The 21050-nt window shown below is 67.8% G+C and carries 17 protein-coding genes and 2 pseudogenes; 14 read left to right on the plus strand and 5 right to left on the minus strand.

The window, feature by feature from the left end; genetic code table 11:
* The first annotated feature begins 89 nt into the window (after positions 1-89).
* The 3 genes from BMW99_RS33785 to BMW99_RS33795 are packed head-to-tail and all read left to right on the plus strand — an operon-like array spanning position 90 to position 3915.
* Positions 90-596, plus strand: a complete 507-nt coding sequence (locus BMW99_RS33785) for a PadR family transcriptional regulator (protein WP_069465813.1) — start codon at positions 90-92, stop codon at positions 594-596.
* Positions 575-1369 carry an ABC transporter ATP-binding protein gene (locus tag BMW99_RS33790; protein ID WP_079138791.1) on the plus strand — a complete coding sequence of 265 codons (795 nt, stop codon included), beginning with the start codon at positions 575-577 and terminating at the stop codon, positions 1367-1369. Before BMW99_RS33785 ends, BMW99_RS33790 begins: the two co-directional genes overlap by 22 nt.
* A gap of 5 nt (positions 1370-1374) precedes the next feature.
* Positions 1375-3915 (plus strand): FtsX-like permease family protein, encoded by a 2541-nt coding sequence (locus tag BMW99_RS33795; protein ID WP_069465814.1) that lies wholly within the window; start codon positions 1375-1377, stop codon positions 3913-3915.
* A 108-nt stretch (positions 3916-4023) separates the two neighbouring features.
* On the opposite strand, the gene BMW99_RS33800 is transcribed toward BMW99_RS33795, so the two are convergent.
* Complete coding sequence (locus tag BMW99_RS33800; RefSeq protein ID WP_075018138.1) at positions 4024-6771, minus strand: AAA family ATPase; 2748 nt, start codon at positions 6769-6771, stop codon at positions 4024-4026.
* Between the two features lie 196 nt (positions 6772-6967).
* Here BMW99_RS33800 and BMW99_RS33805 point away from each other — a divergent pair, with 196 nt between their 5' ends.
* The 10 genes and pseudogenes from BMW99_RS33805 to BMW99_RS43235 form a co-directional block, all read left to right on the plus strand.
* A complete protein-coding gene (locus tag BMW99_RS33805; protein WP_069465816.1) occupies positions 6968-7495 on the plus strand; it encodes a DUF302 domain-containing protein in 528 nt (175 codons plus the stop codon).
* Positions 7496-7618: 123 nt separating this feature from the next.
* Positions 7619-8977, plus strand: a complete 1359-nt coding sequence (locus tag BMW99_RS33810; protein ID WP_107451673.1) for an MBL fold metallo-hydrolase — start codon at positions 7619-7621, stop codon at positions 8975-8977.
* Between the two features lie 68 nt (positions 8978-9045).
* Positions 9046-9918 (plus strand): alpha/beta fold hydrolase, encoded by an 873-nt coding sequence (locus BMW99_RS33815; RefSeq protein WP_069465818.1) that lies wholly within the window; start codon positions 9046-9048, stop codon positions 9916-9918.
* A gap of 691 nt (positions 9919-10609) precedes the next feature.
* On the plus strand, positions 10610-11485 hold the full coding sequence (locus BMW99_RS33820; protein ID WP_069465819.1) for an alpha/beta fold hydrolase: 876 nt from the start codon (positions 10610-10612) through the stop codon (positions 11483-11485).
* A gap of 88 nt (positions 11486-11573) precedes the next feature.
* A complete protein-coding gene (locus BMW99_RS33825) occupies positions 11574-12626 on the plus strand; it encodes a TDT family transporter (protein WP_075018139.1) in 1053 nt (350 codons plus the stop codon).
* A gap of 63 nt (positions 12627-12689) precedes the next feature.
* Complete coding sequence (locus BMW99_RS33830; protein WP_079138793.1) at positions 12690-13631, plus strand: NmrA family NAD(P)-binding protein; 942 nt, start codon at positions 12690-12692, stop codon at positions 13629-13631.
* Positions 13632-13635: 4 nt separating this feature from the next.
* Positions 13636-14415: an SAM-dependent methyltransferase gene (locus BMW99_RS33835; RefSeq protein WP_069465821.1), complete on the plus strand. Its 780-nt coding sequence runs from the start codon at positions 13636-13638 to the stop codon at positions 14413-14415.
* Between the two features lie 253 nt (positions 14416-14668).
* Positions 14669-14917: a hypothetical protein gene (locus BMW99_RS43230; protein WP_069465822.1), complete on the plus strand. Its 249-nt coding sequence runs from the start codon at positions 14669-14671 to the stop codon at positions 14915-14917.
* Between the two features lie 81 nt (positions 14918-14998).
* Positions 14999-15664, plus strand: a complete 666-nt coding sequence (locus BMW99_RS33845; RefSeq protein WP_141726332.1) for a hypothetical protein — start codon at positions 14999-15001, stop codon at positions 15662-15664.
* A gap of 227 nt (positions 15665-15891) precedes the next feature.
* Positions 15892-15972, plus strand: a pseudogene (locus BMW99_RS43235) (IS5/IS1182 family transposase); the annotation flags it as partial.
* Between the two features lie 36 nt (positions 15973-16008).
* Here the strand turns inward: BMW99_RS43235 and BMW99_RS33850 are convergent.
* From BMW99_RS33850 to BMW99_RS33860, 3 genes and pseudogenes are all read right to left on the minus strand, one after another.
* Entirely contained in the window at positions 16009-16752 is a 744-nt protein-coding gene (locus BMW99_RS33850; protein ID WP_075018140.1) for a sulfite exporter TauE/SafE family protein, read from the minus strand.
* 71 nt (positions 16753-16823) lie between these two features.
* Positions 16824-17173: pseudogene (locus BMW99_RS42405) on the minus strand (MBL fold metallo-hydrolase); the annotation flags it as partial.
* A 195-nt stretch (positions 17174-17368) separates the two neighbouring features.
* Entirely contained in the window at positions 17369-18283 is a 915-nt protein-coding gene (locus BMW99_RS33860) for a transposase family protein (RefSeq protein ID WP_176735436.1), read from the minus strand.
* Between the two features lie 110 nt (positions 18284-18393).
* On the opposite strand from BMW99_RS33860, the gene BMW99_RS33865 reads away from it, so the two are divergent.
* Entirely contained in the window at positions 18394-18660 is a 267-nt protein-coding gene (locus tag BMW99_RS33865) for a metal-sensitive transcriptional regulator (RefSeq protein WP_069462722.1), read from the plus strand.
* A 189-nt stretch (positions 18661-18849) separates the two neighbouring features.
* Here BMW99_RS33865 and BMW99_RS33870 read toward each other — a convergent pair whose 3' ends face one another.
* On the minus strand, positions 18850-20517 hold the full coding sequence (locus BMW99_RS33870) for an FAD-dependent oxidoreductase (protein ID WP_069462721.1): 1668 nt from the start codon (positions 20515-20517) through the stop codon (positions 18850-18852).
* Between the last annotated feature and the right edge of the window lie 533 nt (positions 20518-21050).

Consider the following 21050-nt stretch of genomic DNA (forward strand, 5'->3'; position numbering starts at 1 on the left):
GGTCTGGCGCAGACCGAGCGCCGTCCGCCCGGAGGGCGGGGCCCGACCGGCCCCGGCGCCGGACAGGGCCGGGAGGAGGCCGATCCGACGTGCGCTTCGCGCTGCTGGCGCTCCTCGCCAAGGGACCGGCGCACGGCTACGAGCTGAAGCAGGCCCTGGAGGGCCGGCTCGGCGCCGCCTACCCGCAGCTGAACATCGGCCAGGTATACGTCACCCTGACCCGGTTGGAGAAATCCGGGCTCATCCGCGGCCGGGACGTCGAGCAGGCGGGCCGCCCCAACAAGCGCACCTACGAGCTCACCCCCGCCGGCCACGAGGCGGTCGCCGCGTGGCTGGAGGACACCTCCGACGAACCGCGGGTGCGCGACGAGTTCTTCATGAAGCTCGCCCTCGCCAACGACACAGGCATGGCCGACCCGGTCGGCCTGATCAACAAGCAGCGCAGGCACTACCTCAACCTGATGCGGGCCATGTCCCGCCTGGCCGACGTCGACCAGCCCGGCAACCCCTTCCCGCGGCTCCTGGTCGAGGGGGCCGTACTGCACCTCCAGGCGGATCTGGACTGGCTGGAGAAATGTCAGGAGGAACTCGAGTGAGACGCAATGGCGCGTCCGGCCAGGACGGGCAGGAAGCCGAGTCCATACTCCTCGTCGCCGACCTGGTGAAGACCCACCGGGTCGACGGCTCCGTCGTGCGCGCCGTGCGCGGCGTCGACCTGCGGGTGGAACCCGGCGAGTTCGTCGCCGTCACCGGCCCCTCGGGCGCCGGCAAGTCCACCCTGCTGCACCTGCTCGGCGGCCTGCAGCGCCCCGACAGCGGCCGCATCGAACTCGACGGCCGCCGGGTGGACCAGCTGGGCGAGGCCCGCTGGGCGGTGCTGCGCCGCCGCCAGATCGGCATCGTCTTCCAGTTCTTCAACCTCGTCTCCACCCTCACCGTCGCCGACAACGTGGAGCTGCCCGGCCTGCTCGCCGGCCGCTCCGCCCGCCAGGTCCGCGCCCGTCGCGAGGAGTTGCTGGACGAGCTGGGCCTTGCCGGCAAGGAGGACAGCACCCCGCAGGACCTGTCCGGCGGCGAGCAGCAGCGCGTCGCACTCGCCCGCGCCCTGGTCAACCGGCCCAGCCTGCTGCTCGCCGACGAGCCCACCGGCAGCCTGGACAGCAGCGGCACCCGCCAGGTGCTTGGGCTACTTACCCGCTACCACGCCCAGGGCCAGACCATCGTGCTGGTCACCCACGACGCCGGAGTCGCCAGCGCCGCCGACCGCGTGGTCAGCCTCTTCGACGGCCGCGTCACCGACGATGTCCGCTTCGCCGAACCGCCCACCCTGCAAGGGGCCGCCGGCGCCGTCGTCCGCCTCACCGGCTGATCGCCGTGCGCGCCGTACTGCGCTGGGCCCAGGCCGACTTGCGCACGCACCGGGGCCAGGCGCTGACCATCGTGCTGGCCAGCGCGGGCGTCACCGTCGCCCTGCTGATGTCCGTCGCCCTGCTGGTCGCCGCCGCGCACCCCTGGCAGCGGCTGTTCACCGCCACGCACGGGGCGCACGTGTGGATGCGGGTGGACCCGGGCGCCGACACTGCCGCGCTGCGGCACCTCGACACCGTGACGGGGATCGCCGGCCCCTTCCGCACGGTCACCGTGACCGTGCAGCACGGCGCGGACAAGGCGGCGGTCGGGCTGCGGGCGGCCGAGAGCAGGCCGGCGTCGGTGGGCCGCCCCGAGATCGTCTCGGGCGACTGGCTGAGCACGGCGGGAGCGGTCTCCTACGAGGTGCCGGTCGCCGGTCCGCCTGCGGGCGGCCCGGGGGATACGCCGTCGGGCACCGGGAGTTCGGCGTACGCGAGCGCCGGGAGGCCCGGCACGGGCGGTACGCCCCAGGGGCCGGCGAACTCCCGTGCGCACGCCGGGACTTCGGGTTCCGACGGGCCCGCGTCTGGCGCTGTGCCTGCCGGGTCCCAGGACTCCGGTTCCGGGGCCGCCCCCTTCGGGCCGCAGGCGCCCGTCGAGATCGTGCTGGAGCAGTCCGTGGCGACCGCGCTGTGGGCCTCGCCCGGCGACGTGCTCACCGCGCGCGACGGCGACCGCACGCTGCAACTGCGCGTGGCCGGGGTCGCCGACACCGCCGAGGCGCACTACTCGCCCGGCGGCTCCCCGGGCATCGGCTGGGCCCCGGCCAGCTTCGTCGGCGACCTCGCCGCCCGCACCCACCAGAGCACCCTGACCGTCGGCCTGGTCACCTCCGACCCCGGCGACACCCGCTACCTGGTGCAGCAGGCCGTCGCCGCGGTCGGCCCCGACAAGGTGGTCTCGGTGTCCACCTGGCGCGACGCCCGCGCCGACGCCGAGGGCGACAACCACCTGCTCGGCCTGCTCACCGGCATCTTCGGGCTGGGCGCCCTGCTCGCTGCCGCCGTCGCCGCGACCGGCGGCATCGGCGTACGGGTGCGCGCCCACGCCCGCGACGTCTCCGTCCTGAAGGCGATCGGCCTGACACCCCTCCAGGTCGCGGGGATGTTCCTCATCCAGCACCTGCTGCTCGCCGGGGCGGGCGTGCTCGCCGCCCTCGCCGCCACCGAGGCGCTGGGCACCCGCGTGCCCGGGCCGCTCGGCCAGGCGCTGGCGGTGTGGCAGACCCTGCCCTCGCAGAGCTGGGCGCTGCCGCTCACCGCGCTCGCCACCCTCGCCGTCATCGGCACCGGCACCGCGCTCGCCGGCTGGCGGGCCGCCCGCCTGCCCGCGATCCCCGTCGCCCGCACCGCCGTTCCCGGCCGCCGGCGGCTGTCGGGGGCCACCCGCACCGCCCTCCGGCTGCGGGTTCCGCCCTCGCTGGTCCTCGGCTGGCGGGCCGTCGCCAACCGCCCGGGCCGCTCGGCCGCGGCAGCCGCCCGGCTCATGGTGCCCGTCTTGATGATCAGCGCGGCCCTGGGCACCTGGGCCACCATGGACGCCTTCCAGCACCAGCCCGTCCGCTACGGTCTGGCCGGCCAGCTCACCGCCCGCGCCGGCACCGATCCCGCCCGCGTCGCCGAGCAGGTGGCGCACGCGCCCGGCGTCGCCGCCGCCCGCTCCGAGGTCGAACTCGCCGCGCTCGCCCCCGGCCAGACCGAGACCGTCACCCTGCGCGGTGTCGGCACCGCGGCACACCCCTACCCGTACGCGATCGTCGACGGCCGGGCGCCCACCGCGCCCGACGAAGCGGTCGCCGGGCAGGGCCTGTTCACCGCGCTCAACGTCTCGGTCGGGCAGTGGATCAGGCTCACCGTCGGCAGCACCCCGCACATCCTGCACCTGGTCGGGCGCTGCATCGAGACGCAGAACGCCGGTCGGGTCGTCTCCACCGGATTCGACACCCTCCAGGACCAGGACCCCACCCTGCGCCCGGCCTCCTACGAGCTCCAACTCGCCCCCGGCACCAGCCCGTCGGCCGAGCAGAGCGCCCTCGCGTCGGCAACCGGCGGCACCGTGGAGATCCACCGCGTCACCGATCCGGCGGCTAACGAGTTCACGCCGATGCGGCGGGTGCTGATCGGGCTGGTCGTGATCCTCGCACTGGTCGTCCTCGCCGAGATGTCCACCTCGATCGCCACAGTGATCCGCGACACCCACGACCTGCGGGCCTACCGGGCCGTCGGGCTCACCCCGCAGCAGACCGTGGCCACGATGGTGACGGGCAACGCGCTGCTCGCCCTCGCCGCCGCCGGGGTCGGCACGCTGCTCGGGGTGCTGGTCTCGCGGTTCCTGGTCGAACTGGAGGGCGCCGCCTCCGGCATCGGCTCCGGGATCGCCCGCACGCCCTCGCCTGCGGTACTGCTCGCGCTGGTCGCGGCCACGGTGGCACTGGCGGCCGCGGCCTGCCTGCTGCCGGCCCTGCGGGCGGCCCGGACAGCGGCAAGGGGGGCAGGGGAGGAGTGAGCCGGCGGCGCGGGCCAGCAGCCGGCCCGGCGGTGCGCCGCATTCGGCGGGGGAGGCGCAGGTGCGCGGGCGGCCGCGCCGCGAGTCCGCGGTGCTCGCCCGAGCGGTTCACTCCTCGGGGCCGCTAGGCGCGACGGAGACGCCCGTCCCGTTGAGAGCGTTGGCCAACTGCACGCGGGAATGGACACCGAGCTTGGAGAAGATCGCGCGTGTCTGTGTTCCTACCGTGTTTACGGAGACGCCTAGCTGGGTCGCCACGGATCTGTTGGTGAGGCCGGCGCTGATCAGAAGGGCGACTCGTTGTTCTGCGGAGGTCAAAGCCTCCCAGCCGAGGTTCTGTTTGACGAGCGGCCCCGCCCATTTGGTTCGGTGAGCGCCAGCGTCGCGCATCAGCTGCTGTGCCTGGGCGCGGCTTGCCAGGGCGCCCATGCGGTCGAATACGTCCCAGGCCCGATCGAGCTGCGCGAGCCCGTCGGCCTTGTGGCCCGTTTCCAGCAGGGCTCGGCCGTACGCGATGGCTCCGTCGCCACGCAGGAACGGTCGCGGGCTGGCCTGCAGAACGGTGACGGCCTGAGCCAGCAGGTCGAGGTCGTTGTCTCGCATGCCGCGCAGTTGTAGTGAGATTCCCTCGAGGCTGGCTACGCCGGGGTTCTTCCGGGCCAGGTGTTGCGCCGCCTCTGCGATCTCGGCGGCGAACTCGCGGTCTGCGGCTTGGGCGGAGGCGGCTGCGAACTGGCCCAGCCAGCATGGCCAGAGCGGCCAATAGTGACAGGCTGCGTCGGCGCCCCGCATCACCGAGCGCAACGTCTTCATGGATGCGTCGAGATCGCCGCGCCTGGTGGTGAACCAGCCTCGCATGACTACGAGCCACTGGTTGCGGACGGCACGGTCGGCATCCACGAGCTCGTCGGCGGCGGACAGCTGCGCGGCCGCGCCTTCGATGTCGTCACGCAGCAGCGCGACTCCGGTGCGGACGATGCGCGCATCGAGGACGTGTACGTTCGTGCCGAGCTGTTGGCCGAGCTCGAGCACGGCGGCAGCGCTCGTTTCGGCGTCCTCGACACTGCCGGCGAGGAAGTCGTGCCACATCTGCGCGTTCTGGACGGCGGGCAGCAATTCGAGCCGGCCGCCATCGACGCGGCGAGCGAGGTTCAGGAGCGTCTGCGCATCGTCGTAGCGGTCGAGGAACTGGAGCGCGGTGATTTCATCCGGCAAGCAGACGGCGCCGGTCAGCATCCGTCGTTTCCTGAAGTATTCGAGCGCGTCGATATGCCGGCCCTCGATGCGCGCAGCTTCTCCGGCCGCTTGCATGGCCAGCGCGAGGGCAGCGGTGTCACCGGATGCGCGGGCCTGTTCAACAGCGCTCGTCGCATGTGTCGAGGCAGGTTCGCCCGCGCTCGTCCGGGCGCGCGCGAGCGCGCGCGCCGCGCTCAGCCGGGACGCGGTCGCACGGTCGAGGCTGCTGCTCGCCAGGATCCGCTCGACACGCCTGGAAAGATCGGTGTCACGGCCGCTGAGCCACAGCGCATAGGCCGCTTCCGCGTACACGCGGCCGACCACCGTGATGTCGTCGGAGAAGGCCAGAATCACGTCGGCGGCGGCGATCGCCTCGCGTGCACGCTCGGCGCGGACCAGCACCGACAGGCAGCGACGGCTCAGCTCCAGCCACTCCGGGTGTTGTGGACTCAGCGTCTGGAACGCCAGCATCGCCAGGTCGGCGGCGTCGCCTTTGCTCAGGCCGGACAGCTGCTCGGCAGCGCACAGCAGGATCCGCGCGCCCGCCAGGTCGCCTGGCTGCACCGCCGCGCGTGCATGGGACGCGGCCATCACCGGATCGCCGACCTCGTCCAGATAGTGGATGGCCAAGCGGCTGTGGACGTCGCGCAGGAGCTTGCGCGGCATCGCGGCACGGACCGCCGAACCGAAAAGGTCGTGCCGCATCGCCAGCCCGTCCTCGGTCGAAATGACCAGTTGCGAAGCCATCGCTGCTTGCACAGCACCGTCGACCGGCTGGACCAGGGCGAGGACATCCCGTAGCGCCATCGGTCGTCCAGCTGTTGCGAGCAGTTCCACCAGATCTCGCGCGCCGCTGTCCAAGCCGGCCAGCCGCTCGGCGACCGCCGCATCGAACTCCATAGCCATAGTGGCGCCGGCTCCACCGCCCGCGGACGCCGCGCGCGCCATGCCGTCGATGACGCCTGTCGCGAGGAGTGCGTTGCCGCCGGTGGCAGCGAGGTACCGGCGGGAATCCTCGTCCGGCTCGTACCCGAGGCGATCGTGCGCAATTGCGGCTACGGCCTCGAGGCTGAGCGGCTCGAGTCTCTGTGAAAGCACTCTGACCGCTTGGTGGCCGCCTGAGAAGTCGTCCAAGGTCTCCTCGCGGCTGGTGAGCACCCAGACGACAGGGAAACCGGCGAGCCGCGGCACCAGAGTCCGAAGGAGAAACAGGCTCACAGGGTCAGCCCAGTGCACGTCGTCGATCGCGATCAACACCGGTCCGCTGCTCGCCGCGGCCGCCTCGAAATGGTCGGCGATCAGTAGTGGTTCGTCGGCGTCTTGGAGGATTCGCGCGAGCTCCCCGGCGCTTACGAGGGGAGCCGAGCCGGAGCGCAGCAGAGCCAGCACCGCTGTGCCCGGTCGGATCCTGTCGATCTCGTCGCACTTGCTGCGGGCAACCTGCAGGGACATGACGGCGGCCTGCCTGCACAACTCCGTCACGACGGAGGTTTTGCCGACTCCGGCGACGCCGGAGATCAGCAGTACCGAGCTCGTACCGTGCTGCTTGGCCGCACGCAACGCGCTGAGCAGCCGGGCGATCACCTCGCCACGGCCACGCAGGGGTGCAGATGACCTCAAGGGTCCTCACTTCCGACGGCGCCGCTGCGCACGGACCGATTTGTTTTGCGAGCTCCACCGCCGTGTTCGACTCTACCCGACTGCATCGACACGGCAGCTTCACCTATTCATGTGATGGAAGGTGCGGGTGCCGGTGGAGTTATCTGCGAGCGGACCCCGAACATACGAACGTGAAGCAGCAGAAGGGACGCGAGTCATGGCTCACACTGCCACCGCGACCAAGAACACCGTTACACGGCTTGATATCCCGACCGGTCGGGACTTCGATGAGTTCATCGCTGCTTTCGAGGCAGCCGTACCCCCGTTCGACCTCCCCCGTATCAAGGAGATCGCGGCCGCCGGCGGTACATGGGATGAAGTCGAGCGAGCAGTCGCCGAGAACGCGCCGAACGGCTTCGTGGTCTTCGGCACCGTCGACGGGCAGGTGCTCATGTCGATCGCAGGCCACCGGCGCAAGGCGATTCAGTACCTGATGGGCAACCATGTCATCGCCGAACGAATGTACCGCCACCACCCGGACGCCGTGCTCTACGCGCCGCCCCGAGTCCTGATCTACGAAGGCGATGACGGCAACGCGGTCTTCGTCACCGACCAGCCCTCGACGGTGTTCGCCGGGCTCGGTGTGGCAGCGGTCACGGCGGTGGGGTTCGAGCTGGACGGGAAGTTCGCGCAGTTGCTGCGACTGCTGGGCGTCACCGTGCCCAAGGAACTCGAATCCGCCTGATCCGGCACGGGCGCTTTGAATCCCCTGAATACGCGAGGGCGGGCGGGGCCGCTCGCGTGATCGCGGCTGACCCGGTCGACAGAGACCAGTCATTCACGATACATCCAAGACAGGAGCATTGATGTGGACGTCGAAATCCTGAGTACGGAAGGGCTCGGCGACCGGACATACGTCGTGCACGACGGTCACGTCGCGATCGCAATAGATCCGCAACGCGACATCGACCGGGTTGAGAATCTCGCGGACGATCTCGGCGTTACGCTCGCCGCGGTGGCGGAGACGCATATCCACAACGACTATGTGACGGGCGGATACGTGTTGGCTCAGCGTAGCGGTGCCCGCTACCTCGTCAGCGCCGGCGACCCGGTTTCGTTCCACCGGATCCCGGTGAACGACGGCGACGAGATGATCTTCGGTTCGCTGCATCTTCGGGCAGTGAAGACGCCGGGGCATACGCCCCACCACCTGTCCTACGTGATCCGCGATGCGCGGCAGCCGGATCAGCCGCCTGCGGTGTTCACCGGCGGATCGCTCCTGTACGGGAGCGTGGGCCGCACCGACCTCATCGATCCGATGCAGACCCTGGCGCTGACCGGCCTCCAGTACCAGTCCGTGCACCGGCTGGCGGACGGCTTGCCGGATGACACCTCCGTCTTCCCGACCCATGGCTTCGGCAGTTTCTGCTCCGCAGGTGAGACAGTCCCCGACGACAGCAGCACGATCGGCCGGGAGAAGATCCGGAACGATGCGTTCACTGCCGCGGACGAACGGACTTTCGTCGCGAATCTGCTCGCCGACATCGCCGCGTACCCCGCTTACTACGCACACATGGCATCCCTGAACCTCGCGGGTCCCACGCTCCCTGACCTGACCGCCCCCGAATCGGTAAAGCCGGAAGAGCTGCAGCGCAGGCTCGAGGCAGGGGAGTGGATCGTGGATATTCGCAACAGGAGGGCTTTCGCCGCCAACCATATCGATGGCTCGGTCAGCATCGAATTGGGCGATCAAGCCGCGATCTACCTCGGCTGGATCCTGCCGTGGAACTCGTCCATCACACTCATCGGCGAGAGTCCTTCGGACATCGCCGCGATGCAGCGGCAACTGGTCCGCATCGGCATCGATCACCTCGCCGGTGCCGCGACCGGACCGTTCGACGAGATCAGCGCCGGTCTCGGCCACGGAAGCTACCCGCGAGTCGATTTCGCCCACGTCCCCGCGGCCTTCGGCGACGACGAGGTGATCCTGGATGTGCGCCGAGACGACGAACGAAGGCGCAGCGCCATTCCCGGCTCACTGCACATTCCACTCACCGAACTCCTGGACCGCATGGACGAACTGCCCCAGGCGCGCCTGTGGGTGCACTGCGGATCAGGCTTCCGCGCCGGCATCGCCGCAAGCCTGCTGGACCGTGCCCATCGGCCCGTCGTCCACATCGACGACTTCTACGCGAACGCAGCAGACCGCGGACGTGACGTGGGCTGAGCAGTACGAGGGCCCATGGTCGGAAACCAGCAGGTCCCCACACGATCAATCACACATCCACAGGAGGTATGACGATGTACACGGAAATTCGAGTACCCACACCGGCGGGTGAACTCTACGTCCGCGATCACCCGGGCGAGGGGCCGGCCTTCGTGATGCTGCACGGCTTCCCGGACAACCTCGGAATTTTCGACAAGCTAGCACCGCTGGTCGAGGAATCCGGTCGGCGAGCGGTCGCTTTCGACTTCCTCGGCTTCGGAGATTCGGACAAGCCCGGTACGGGTTACTCGTTCGAGCAGCAGGTCGCAGATGTTCTGGCTGTGGCCGACGCTCTGCACCTGGACCGCATCATTCCGGTCGGGCACGACGCGGGTGGCGCGGTAGCGGTGAACTTCGCGCTCGCCTACCCTGAACGCACCGCCGAGGTGGCTCTGCTCAACTGCTTCTATGGGAGCAGCCCGTCGTTGCGTTTCCCCGAGCTCATCCTGTTCTTCGCCACTCCCGGGCTGGCCGCACTGAGCCAGCACTTCCTGCGCACCCGAGCCCGCTACGCCGAGATCGTGGAGTTCCAGCGCGCGAAGTTCCGCGAAGTCCTCGAAAGCGAAGAGCAGATCGACTACGACGAGTTCCTGGCTCCTCTCATCGACGAGAATTTCACCCGCCAGGGCGCGGGTCCGGCGTTCGCTCAGATGACAGCGCAACTGTTTGCCGAGGTGGCCCGCGAAGACCAGAAAATGCCCGAGCTTGAGAAGCTCGACATTTTCTTCCGCGTCATCTGGGGTGCCAAGGATCCCTATCTCACACCGGCAGTCGCCGGCGACATCTCCAAGCACCTGCTCAATGCCACGACCACCGTTCTGCCCAGCGCCGGACACTGGCCGCAGATCGACCGACCCCACGAAGTCGCCCGCGCCCTTCTGGCGCATGCCGACTCTCGGTAAGGAGAGGAGATCGCCGTGCTGGGACCCGGCCTCGCGAACAGCCTCGTGCCCGCCGCGGCCGCTGCGCTGGGTATGGACGGGCGGCCGTTTCGGGTCGTCCCGGCCGCCTGCGGCGAGGCCACTTCCGCACACGGGCACGTCGGGATCTTCTTCACCTCGGCAGGCGTGAGGCAAACGGTCGCGGCGGGCCAGGTATCGGCTACTGGCGCCGTGGGACATGACGCTCCCGCGACGCGCTCACCCAGCGGAGTACGCGGACCACACCCGGTTGGAGCGTCTGCAGGGCGTCACCGCGGCGCTTTCTCGTCCCGCGCGGAGGCCCGAGGTCCTTTCGGGTGTGGGAGCACGTCCTTCCGGGTGTGGGAGCAACACGGATGGATCTCGGGTCGCGGACGGAGACCGTGACCCGAGATCCTTCGGTGTTGCTCCCACCCGTTGGCCAGGCTGCCAGCGAACACGATCATAAAGATCTTCCCTGGGGCGGCTCACGGATTCGTCTTCCAGTACGACGAGGGATCCGCTGCCGACTCGCGGTGTGGCGTGGCGTGCCTGATGGAACAGATTCAGTAGCCACTGCTGCGTGCCGCGTTCTTTCGGGTCCAGCTGTTTCCGTCACCGAAATTCAGAAACCCGGCGAACTTCGGCAGGCTCCCGATCGCCACCTGCAGTTTATTCAAAGAAGGACAACGAGATGCACAGTCAGCATTCGATTCCCGCGATCAAGATTCCGGGAACCACCAGCCACATGCTCGCGCCTCGCGGCGCAGACAGCAGTCAGGGAAAGCTGCGCTACCTCCAAGCGGGAAGCGGCTCGCCGCTGATCCTGCTGCACACCGTACGCACGCAGGCCGAGCACTTTCGGTCCCTGATTCCACTTGTCGCGGACCGCTATACCGTATACGCCCTCGACCTACCGGGGATGGGTTATTCCGAGATCGTTCCCGGCGCCTCCTATGAAGAACCGGCGATGCGCGCGGCGGTTGAGCGGCTGATCACGGAACTCGACCTTCGCGATGTGACCCTGCTCGGCGAGTCGATGGGAGCGGTATACGCTCTGACCACCGCCGCCGACCTGCCCGGGCGGGTCAGGCGCGTCATCGCGGTCAACGCGTACGACTTCCGTGGCGGGATCCTCCGATCCAGCCTTCTCGCCCGGCTGATCATCGGCGGCGTGCTCACACCGCTGGTCGGCCCGGTGATGGCCAGGATGGAGACAAAGGCCATCCTGCGTGGGGTCATGCACGGAGGTCTCGGCGACAAGTCCGCCCTCAAGGCGGACTACGTGGAAGAACTCTCCAGGGTGGGCCACCGTCCTGGCTACGCGGTCGTCGCGCGGGCCGTGTACCAGAACATGGCCAGCCTCATCGCCGCCCGACCGCGCTACCGCGAGGTCAAGGCCCCCGTCCACCTCGTCTACGGAGAGAAGGACTGGTCCCGCGTCTCGGACCGGGAAGCCAACAAGGAGCTTCTGCCGTCCGCCGATGTCACTGAGGTTGCGGGCGCGGGCCACTTCATTGCGCTCGAACGACCCGACGTGCTGGCCGAGCTGCTCAACGCAGCGGGGTAATCATGCCCCTATTCGACGGACTCGCCCTGTGCCGAAGCCATGACCATCGCGCCCGCCACGCGCGAACCATCCAACCCCAGGGGTCCCGATGATGTCCGCAGCCGTTGGCGCCGGGCCGGATTCCAGCGCCCGGGATTCCACCGGGTCCGTCGCGTCGGACCTGCACCCTGCCACACTGGTCGCCGACGCCCGCTGGACCACTCGCTCCGAAAGAATCAACCTGCTGTCGATATCGCTGGGCGCAGCGGGAACCGGCGGAGCATGGCAATCAGCCTCGGCCACGCTCTCCGTCCCCATCGGAGTGAGCGATGTGCTGTTCACGATCAGCGGCCTGGTATGGGTTGTGCTGCTCGGCGAGTACATCCGCCACGGAGGTGCCCGCTGGAGCGCTCTGCAGCACGACCTGCGCCATCCTGCGCAGGGCTTCACGCTTGCCTACATACCCATCATCGGCATGCTCTTCGCCGGGCACGTCTCCAGGTTCGGACTCGAGGCTGCTCGCTGGTCCTACGCCGTCTTCGCTGTCGTGGCCGGCCTTGTAGCGGCCCGCCTGCTGGCCTACTGGTTCACCGGAACGCTGAATTCGACAAGGCTGCACCCGGGATATCTGCTCCCGGTGTCGTCGGGACCGTTCATCGCCAGCATCAACGCGTCGGTCGTTCAATGGCCGAAGGTCGCCGACGCCGCCTTCGCCATCGGCCTGCTCTACTGGCTCGTCTTCGGCACTGTCATCCTGAGCAGCCTTGTGGCAAGCAGCGGCATGCCCGTCCAGGCACGCCCGACCCTCACCGTGCTGATCATTCCGCCGGCCGCCGGCGGACTGGCGTGGATAGCCGCTCACCCCGGACCCGTGGACGCCGTCGGGTACGGATTCGCCGGGCTGCTCGCGTTCACCATCCTCATAGTCGCTTCCCTTCTGCCGGACCTGGCCCTGCCCACGTTCCACACCGGGTACTGGATCTTCTCGTTTCCGGTCGCGGCGAGCGCCAACTTCGTCATCCGCTGGTCCCACGGAGCGGATCTATCCGGCTGGCAGACGGTGAGCTGGTTGATGCTCGCAGCAGCGACCCTGTTCTGGCTGGCGCTCGCAGCAGCCACCATCGCCCATGCCTTCCGGCCAACGCGGGGCACGGCTCAGTAACCGGGCTTCACGGCAGCCGCCGAGGCCCGCCGACCACGCGCTTTTCCTGAAAGCGAGGCCATCATGGAACGCAATCTCCTGGTGATCGGGGCCACCGGTAAGACGGGTAGCCTGACGACAGAACTGCTCCTTGAGCAAGGCCACCACGTTCGCGCGCTTGTCCGCCGCAGAGACGAACGCGCCGCGAGGCTTGCCGACCGCGGTGCGCAAATCGTGAGGGGCGATGTCCAGGACATCAACACCCTGACCGAGGCGACCAAAGGCATCGACGCACTGTACTTCACGTATCCACTGGCGCCAGGTCTGGTGGAAGCCACGGCGAACGTCGCCCAAGCGGCAGCCGAGAACGGCGTGCAGGCAATTGTCAACATGTCACAGATCTCCGCCCGCCATGAGAGCGCCAGCAACGCAGCGCGCCAGCACTGGATCGCAGAACGGGTGCTCGACCGCTTCCCGGTAGCCGCCACACACCTGCGACCGACCTTCTTCGCCGAGTGGCTGGTCATGATGTGGGACGGAACCGGAACGCTACGGTTCCCCTTCGCCGACGGTCGCCACGCACCGATTGCCGCGAGCGATCAGGCAAGAGTGATCGCCGCCATCCTCGACGACCCCGCCCCTCATGCGGGCAAGGCATATTCGCTGTTCGGGCCGGTGGAGCTCGACCACCACGAGATCGCCGAAAAGATGTCGCGGGCGCTCGGCCGCGAGGTCATCTACCAGGCGATCGAGCTCGAGGACTTCGCCGCCATCCTGGAGAAGTGGGGGGCATCCAAGCATCTGGCCCAGCACCTTCTCGCCGTCGCGATCGACTATCGCAACGGCGTTTTCGCCGGCACGAACGAACTTGTCGAGAAGATCAGTGGCGTTCCCCCTATGGACGTCGAGAGCTTCGTCTCTCAGAACCGTGCGTTCTACGACAACACACGAGCTGACGTCGGCAGGCCCACGACTTTGTTCAACGCGAAACCCACTCAGGGGTCGGTTCGACCCCGCAAGGAGTAGCGCCGTGACCTACAGCGAAACCGGCATCATCGCCACCATAGAGCGGCTCACAGGAGTAAACGTGACTGCACTGCCGCGGGAGCAGCTCGATGACATCGACCAGTATCACGCCGGCGGCCCCGAAGCGATCGAACGCCTGATCCCGCATCTCGCACTCACCGCCGGGACGACGGCACTGGACGTCGGCTCCGGCCTCGGCGGTCCAGCACGTCAAATCGCCCGGACCACCGGCTGCAATGTCGTCGGCGTCGACATCACCCCCGCCTATGTGGACGCTGCCCAAGCCCTGACCGACGCTGCAGGACTCACCGCGCAGACCAAGTTCTACCGGAGCGACATCGGCAGCTTCGACCAGACCGGATTCGACGCCGCATACACCATCCACGTCCAAATGAACATCGCGGACAAAAAGGCGTTCTACTCCGAGATCGCCCGGAGGCTTCGGGCGGGAGGGCGGCTCGCAATCTTCGAGGTTTGCCGAAGCGCCGACGGTGTGCCAGCACTACCGTTGCCGTGGTCGCTCGATGGCACCGACAGCCATCTGACCACCGCCGACGACCTGCGCGACACGATCCAATCCAGCGGTTTCACCCTGCTGGACTGGGCCGACGACAGCGCTTGGGCACGCCAGTGGTTCGACGATCTGGGCAAGCGCCTCTCAGCCGGAACTGCTGCAGCCCAACTCCCTGCGTTGCTCACCGACGGCCCGGCGCGCATGCTCAACTTCGCGATCGCGATCGCCACGGGCGCCGTGACCATCAATCGCGGCCTGTTCACCGTGTAAAACCGATCCTGCCGGAGCGGGGCCGATGGCAGGCAGCCGCGTCAGGGTTCGATTCCCTCAACGCGGGGCGTGCTCGGCTATCGGTCCCGAGCTGGTAAACCCCAGAGCGTAGCCCTCAACCGCAGCGTCGGTTCGACCGCGTGGCCCCTGACAACGGCTGACGCAATGAGGCGGATTGGTTCTGGTGGCCGTGTCTGGCCTGTGAGTTAGGTGTTGGGCGGGTCGTTGGAGCCTCGCGTGGATTGTTTCGGATGTGTTGTGGAAGCAGATCGGGCCGATCCTGATGAAGAGGGTGCGGCGGTTTCGGTATCCGGGTCGCAGGCTAGTTCCGGACCGCGAGGTGCTGTGCGGCGGCTCGAACATCGAAATCCTCGCACCGGGCGCTTTCCTTTCATCGATCGTGCCCCTCGACGTCTTTTTCACCTTCCAGCAGTACTTCGTGGAGGGCGTGATGGTGAGATCCCTCAAGTGGAGCCGGTGCGGGGCCCGGTACCTCCCCTAGTCAGGGCCCCGCACTTTTGTCGACATCGGGCGGTAGCGTGTCCCCGCCGCTGCCCCGGACAAGCCGATGGGAGTCCTGGAGATGACGAGCCGGGCGCGGGACAATTTCTTCAAAGACTGCGAGCATATCGACCGCTTGCTCGAAATTCGCAATAAGGTCACCGCGGACGAGTATGGCGGGCTCCGGCAGGACGCAGACACGCTCCACAACTCAGCGTCGGTGTTATTGACAGCCTTCTGGGGTGCATTTTGCCAAGAACTCGCAGCCGATGCACTCGACCGCTTGATCGAGCACGCGCGCGGCGCGGACGAGCTTCCGGCGTATATCCAGAGGCTGGCCGACTGGGAGCCGCCATCACAGGCTGACGGGTGGGTCCGCGGGCATCCCACCGACCGAGATTGGTGCGCCTTGTTATCCGCTCGTGCAGTTCACATCCGACGATACAGCGGTGCGGGACTCCTGGCTCGCGCAACCACCCAGGTGAACGAACTATTCAAGACGGCCATCGGAAATGACCAGATCTCCCGGTCCTGGTACTGGCCCGGAATGGAGTCGGCGCAAGCCGCCGCCAGGCTCGACCTGCTCGTGAAGCTCAGGGGGAGGGACCATCGAAATACCGCGGCGGGACCTATAGTGAGCCGTCGGATCGACTCGGACTACCGCCATGTCCGCAAACTCGTCCGGCGTACCGAAATTGCCGTCGAACAAACACTCGCCAATATGACCTGGGGAGGCGAAGTACACTGACTGGAAGGAAAATTGATCGCGCATCGCGTGAGTGTCGTTCCGCTGCCCGCAGTGCGCTCCTGGTCGCTGAGTCGCTCGATTGCGCTTGATCGCCGTACAAAGGCCCACGCAATGAGCTTCTTCGAGGTGGCCACCGATCGGGTGATGGCTGTGAGTCGCATCGGCCGAGGCCTCCGGGCTGTTGATCGAGATGTCTGACGTCTCATTCACGCTGCTCGGGGGCCTCGTTGGTCGTCTATCCTGCCGCACTCGACCTGCCTCATGCGCTCGTGGAGTGGGTGACCATGCTGAATCGGTGCTCCTTCCCTCACGAGCCCGGGCATCGTCTGTGCCCCAGGCCGCGGTCATGTGAACGCATCGGCGAGCATGAAGACCGCCACGCCGAGCAGGACGAAGGCAAAGATGCGCTGCAGAGTGCCGCCGCTGATCTTCGCCGCCAGACGCTTGCCGTCCCAGGCCGCGAGGACGGCTGCTGCGGCGAATGGCCCGATCACCGCCCAGCGAAGGTCTCCTCCCGTTCCGGTGCGGGCGGCAAGTGCGGCGAGGGAGTTGACGTTGATGACCAGCAGGCTGGTGCCCACGGCCTGCCGCATCCGTAGACCGAGAACGTCCACCAGGGCGGGCACTGCCAGAAATCCGCCGCCGACGCCGAGGAACCCGGTCACGGCGCCCAGACCGGCGCCGGCAGCCGCCGCCTTCTCCGGCCGGATGCCGTGGCGCGCTACGGCTGCGGCGGGCCGGAGCATCCGCACTGCCGCCACGCCGGCGAGGACGGCGAACGCGGCGGTGAGCGCCGCCTGCGGGAGGTGCGCCGTGGCGGCACCGGCCAGGAAGGCGGGGATGATGCCGGCTGCGGCGAACCGGACCCCGGTCCGCCACGCCACGTTGCCGTCGCGGGCGTGTGCCGCCAGTCCCGTTGCGGAGGTGACCGTCACGATGATCAGGCTTGCGGTGGTGGCCGCCGCCGGGGTGAAGCCGAGCAGGTAGATCAGCGCCGGGACGGCCAATACGCTGCCTCCGCCGCCCAGGGCGCCGAGGGCCAGACCGACGACGGCTCCTGCAGCGAGGGCGAGGATGAGGATGCTCACGCTATCGAGCCGTGGTTACCGTGCTCGTTGACGACCGGGTACCCGGCCGCGACCCACGCATTCATGCCGCGGGTGTGGTGCGTCCTGTGGCCTGGGGTCGCCACCGCGGTCAGAGTCAGGGCGTCCTCCACGTCGACGGTGTCGCCATCGCTGAGGGCGGTGCGCGCGTAGGAGACAGGCGCGGCGGCCGGGACAAGGTAGGCGGCGCCGGTGATCCGTGCCAGTTCAAGCCCCCGGTGACGGAGTCGTTGTGGACGTGCGTCTCCGCCACGTGAGATATCCGCACCCCTTGCCGGGCCGCGGCTGCCAGCAATTGGTCGATGTCGCGCGGTGGGTCCATCACGACTGTGGTCAGCCGGCCCCCGGCCAGATAGCTCCGGTTGCCCAGCCCCTCCAGTTCGATCGTGTCCACGAAGAACACCGCGCTCCCTTCGAGTCAATGTACCCCCGGGGGTATGTCAGTTCAACTCTAACGGAGTTACCCCCAGGGGTATATTTCAGCGCCGCCCGCTGCGCGGTCGTCTCTGAAGAGGGCGACACTCTCACCTGGGGCGACCCTTACGAGTTGGTGCGTGATAGCGGGTGAGGCGTGCGGGTCCGTTGGAGGACCGCTGGTTCAGGCTTGAGCGGTGCGGTCGGAGACGAGGCCGGCGATGGCGCGGTAGGTGTCGGCCAGGCGGTCGCGGCGATGGGTCCAGCGCGTCAGTTGCTTCCAGCGTTTGTGATCGGCGAGGGCGTGTTCGACGGTGATGCGGTCGGAGGAGTGCCCGTGGCGGTCGCGTTCCCATTGTTCGACTCTGCCGGGCAGTGCTCCCGGGCGGGGTTTTCTGGGCGGTGTGATCGCTTGCCCGCGGTGGTCGCGGCTCAGGCCGAGGTAGCCGTCGTCCAGGAGGACCTCGACGTCACGGAAGTGCTGGAAACATACGGCGATGCCTTCGTTGCGGGCGGCCGTGGCGTCGTGCATACGTCCAGGCCGCAGGGCATCGGTCCACAGCGTGCGGCCCCGCCAGTCGGCGATCACGGTGGCTTTCATCGTGTTCTGTTTCTTCTTGCCCGAGACGAATGCACGGCGTCCGCCACGGTTGGCCGGCGGTCTGCGGACCTGGATCTCGGTGGCGTCCAGCCGCAGTTCGACGCCTTCGGCCTGGGCGTAGGCGAACACGTCCGTCAGCGTCCGAAGACGCAGGCCAGGACGGTCGGGGACCGCGCACCCCCGCTCGGCAAGGAGCGCGCGTATCTCTGCGATCGCGCGGGTGACGGTGGAACGGTCGACGCCGAACAGCAGGCCCAGCACCGAATGCGGCAGGTCGTGCCGCAGATGGATCAGCGTGGCCACCAGCCGGTCGACGAACACCAACTGGTGGCGGGCACCGGCACCCGCGGTCCGTTTGCGGGCTCCTCCTCGTGCAGCATGGCGTCGGCCCTCGACCCCGGCTTGCCACGGCACGGCCAACTCCTCGGCCAGGCACGACAGATGCTGCCGAGAGATCCCCGTAAACAGCCGATGCGCCAGCACCGACCGGTTGACCATGATCACCACACCCCGGATCATGCCACCCGCCAGACCCGACGCCTCACCCGCTATCACGCACCAACTCGTAAGTGAACGTGCAGCACGAACGAGGAGGTGCGGCCATGGGGATGGCGGTGGACGAGGAGTCCATGCAGTCCGAGCTCAACCGCCTGCGGCGAGCGCAGGGCCAACTGTCCGGAGTCATCGCCATGATCGAGGCCGGCCGTGACTGCAAAGACGTTGTCACCCAACTCGCCGCGGTCTCCCGCGCCCTGGACCGCGCCGGATTCAAGATCGTCGCCAGCGGGATGCCGCAATGCATGGCAGCGGCAGATGGCACCGCGCCGCCCATGACCGAAGCCGAACTGGAGAAGCTCTTCCTCGCACTCGCCTGACTGGCGCCGCCGCAACGGTGGCTGCCACCCGCGGTTGGAGCTCCGGAGCAAAGTGCGCCTGCTGAGAGGGGCGATGGCGGCAGCGCACAACGAGGGTGGCCTCACGTGGCCGATCATGTCGTACGAGGCCGGGCTCTTGCACGTCCCGAGGACGAGGCAGTGCCCCGCCTGTGCTCGGCGTCGTGTGGATCATGAGGCCTGCGAGGTCAACGCCCTGTGTACGGATCCGATCGCGCCCGCTCCTTCACCGACCGCGGCGGCCACGCGCTTCATGGAACCAGCGCGAACGTCGCCCGCGGCGAACACCCGGGGCAGAGTTGTCTCGAAGGGCAGGGGCCTCCGCCCCAACGTTGTCCAGCACGAGTCGAGCAGTGCGTCATCGACTCCCACGTCGGTGAGGATGAAGCCGTGGTCGTCGAGCGCTACGCCGTCGAGCCAATGAGTTGCCGGCGTCGCACCGATGAAGCAAAAAAGTCCCGAACACCGTAGCTCTTTTTGGCGCCGATCGTCTCTGAGACCACTGCGGATGGTCAGACCCTGCAGGGCCTCATCACCGTGCAGTCCAGTGACTTCCGTCGACGTGTGGACGCGTACGGCAGGATGGGACAAAACACGGTCCGCCAGGTAGGACGACATGCTTACGAGGATGTCTGGCCCGCGGACGATCAGGTTGACCTGACATCCCCTGCCGGCCAGGAAGAGTGCAGCCTGACCAGCCGAGTTGGCTCCGCCAACCACTGCAACCGGCCGTTGTCCACAGGCCCTGGCTTCCAGCTCCGTCGCGGCGTAATAGATGCCAGCTCCCAAGAAGTCGTCCCACCGGGGCAGTACCAGCGATCGGTAGCTCGCTCCGGTGGCGATGACTGCTGCCTTGCTACGGATCTCGGTCCCGTCGCGTAGTAGCAGTTGCAGCAGATCCGCGCTCGCGTCCAACCGCGCGACCTCGCACGGGGAAGCGATCCGAGCCCCGAACTTCTCGGCTTGTACCATCGCGCGGCCGGTGAGATCCGCGCCGCTGATCCCCGAGGTGAAGCCAAGGTAGTTCTCGATTCGAGAGCTGGCCGCTGCCTGACCACCGGCTGCCAGCGAGTCGAGGACCAGGGTCTGTAGTCCTTCCGACGCCCCGTACACGGCAGCGGCAAGACCGGCCGGTCCGCCGCCTACAACGACGAGATCAAGGGTTTTGCCAGCCGCCGGGCGATATGACATGCCTAGGTGATCGGCCAGCACGGATGGTGTCGCCCGGCGCAGGACACCGCTGGTGGTAATGACGAGCGGAAATTCGTCCGCTGCCACGTCGGCTGCCTGCGTCAGAGCCTGCCCGGCCGGTGTGTCCACGGCGACCCAGGTGTGCGGTTGGCGTTGCCGGGCTGCATAGGTCCGGAGGGACATGGCTGCGGCCGACCTGTCGTGGCCGACGATCACCATGCTGCTGGCTCCCGCGTTCGTACGCAGGCCCTCACGGCGGGCAAGCAGAGCTCGCAGAACGATGTCGGAGAGCTCGGCGTCCTCGTCCATCAGCCGCCGAAATGACTCGGGACCAACGCGGAGGACCACTCCCGGTTGGGAGACTCGCGCACTGAGAAACGTCGACTGGCCCGTGAGCAGGTTCAATTCCCCGCTGAATTGACGCTCTTGGTATCTGGCGACCACGACTTCTCCGTGGCCGGTCCAGGCCGGCCGAAGGATTTCGATCTCGCCCGACTCGACAAGGAGCATCGGGCCGCCCGTCTCACCGGGGTCGAATAGAATATCACCGATATCGGTGATATTCTCTTCCGTTCCGTATGTCCGCAGACGAGACCACTGCTCGTCACTGAGGTCGGGCCATCGGTCCATCTCTTGCGGCGTCGACATCACTCGTCCTCTTGCTTGCATCAGACCGCCCGTGGCTCTCGTCGTTCAGTCGCGTCGGCCGATTGTCTCGAGCCTGACCCTTCGGCTTTTCATTGGACGGCGGCAGACCACTTGCCCACCTTTTCAGCCTAACCGACGCTCGATGCCTCTGCCTGGGGCCGGTTACGATCGCTGCGGGGGCCAGTTGCTCGCAGGACATACGTACTGTCGCCTTTGCTGCAGGGTCGCTGTGGTCGCACGGGCCGGCCCGAAAGCCGCGGGGAGTACCGGCGCGCAGCTGTGAACCGCAGCTTGGCCACCTGGGTTCCGTCCTGGTCGACCGGGCTATGTCGTGGTGCCCCTCCTCCCAGTCGATGCCACAGAAGATCTTGCTCAACCTGTACCTCCGTATGAATCTGCGGGTCAGTCCCAAGCGGAGCACGCGGCGCTCTAATAGAAGTGCTCCAGGCACGCCATCTCATAAGCCGTTCGTGTCTCCAGGGACCGACACGGACCTCGGTCTGCTGGAGAGCTCAGTCGTTGTTGTCGTTCCG

The organism is Actinacidiphila rubida (assembly GCF_900110255.1).
Classification (GTDB): domain Bacteria; phylum Actinomycetota; class Actinomycetes; order Streptomycetales; family Streptomycetaceae; genus Actinacidiphila; species Actinacidiphila rubida.

What these genes read in the sequence shown, in the direction of transcription:
- BMW99_RS33825 (WP_075018139.1), top strand. Translation starts at nt 11,574, where the DNA reads ATGATGTCCGCAGCCGTTGGCGCCGGGCCGGATTCCAGCGCCCGGGAT.
- BMW99_RS33820 (WP_069465819.1), top strand. Translation starts at nt 10,610, where the DNA reads ATGCACAGTCAGCATTCGATTCCCGCGATCAAGATTCCGGGAACCACC.
- BMW99_RS33790 (WP_079138791.1), top strand. Translation starts at nt 575, where the DNA reads ATGTCAGGAGGAACTCGAGTGAGACGCAATGGCGCGTCCGGCCAGGAC.
- BMW99_RS33830 (WP_079138793.1), top strand. Translation starts at nt 12,690, where the DNA reads ATGGAACGCAATCTCCTGGTGATCGGGGCCACCGGTAAGACGGGTAGC.
- BMW99_RS33870 (WP_069462721.1), bottom strand. Translation starts at nt 20,517, where the DNA reads ATGTCGACGCCGCAAGAGATGGACCGATGGCCCGACCTCAGTGACGAG.
- BMW99_RS33805 (WP_069465816.1), top strand. Translation starts at nt 6,968, where the DNA reads ATGGCTCACACTGCCACCGCGACCAAGAACACCGTTACACGGCTTGAT.
- BMW99_RS33865 (WP_069462722.1), top strand. Translation starts at nt 18,394, where the DNA reads ATGGCGGTGGACGAGGAGTCCATGCAGTCCGAGCTCAACCGCCTGCGG.
- BMW99_RS33845 (WP_141726332.1), top strand. Translation starts at nt 14,999, where the DNA reads ATGACGAGCCGGGCGCGGGACAATTTCTTCAAAGACTGCGAGCATATC.
- BMW99_RS33815 (WP_069465818.1), top strand. Translation starts at nt 9,046, where the DNA reads ATGACGATGTACACGGAAATTCGAGTACCCACACCGGCGGGTGAACTC.
- BMW99_RS33860 (WP_176735436.1), bottom strand. Translation starts at nt 18,283, where the DNA reads ATGGTCAACCGGTCGGTGCTGGCGCATCGGCTGTTTACGGGGATCTCT.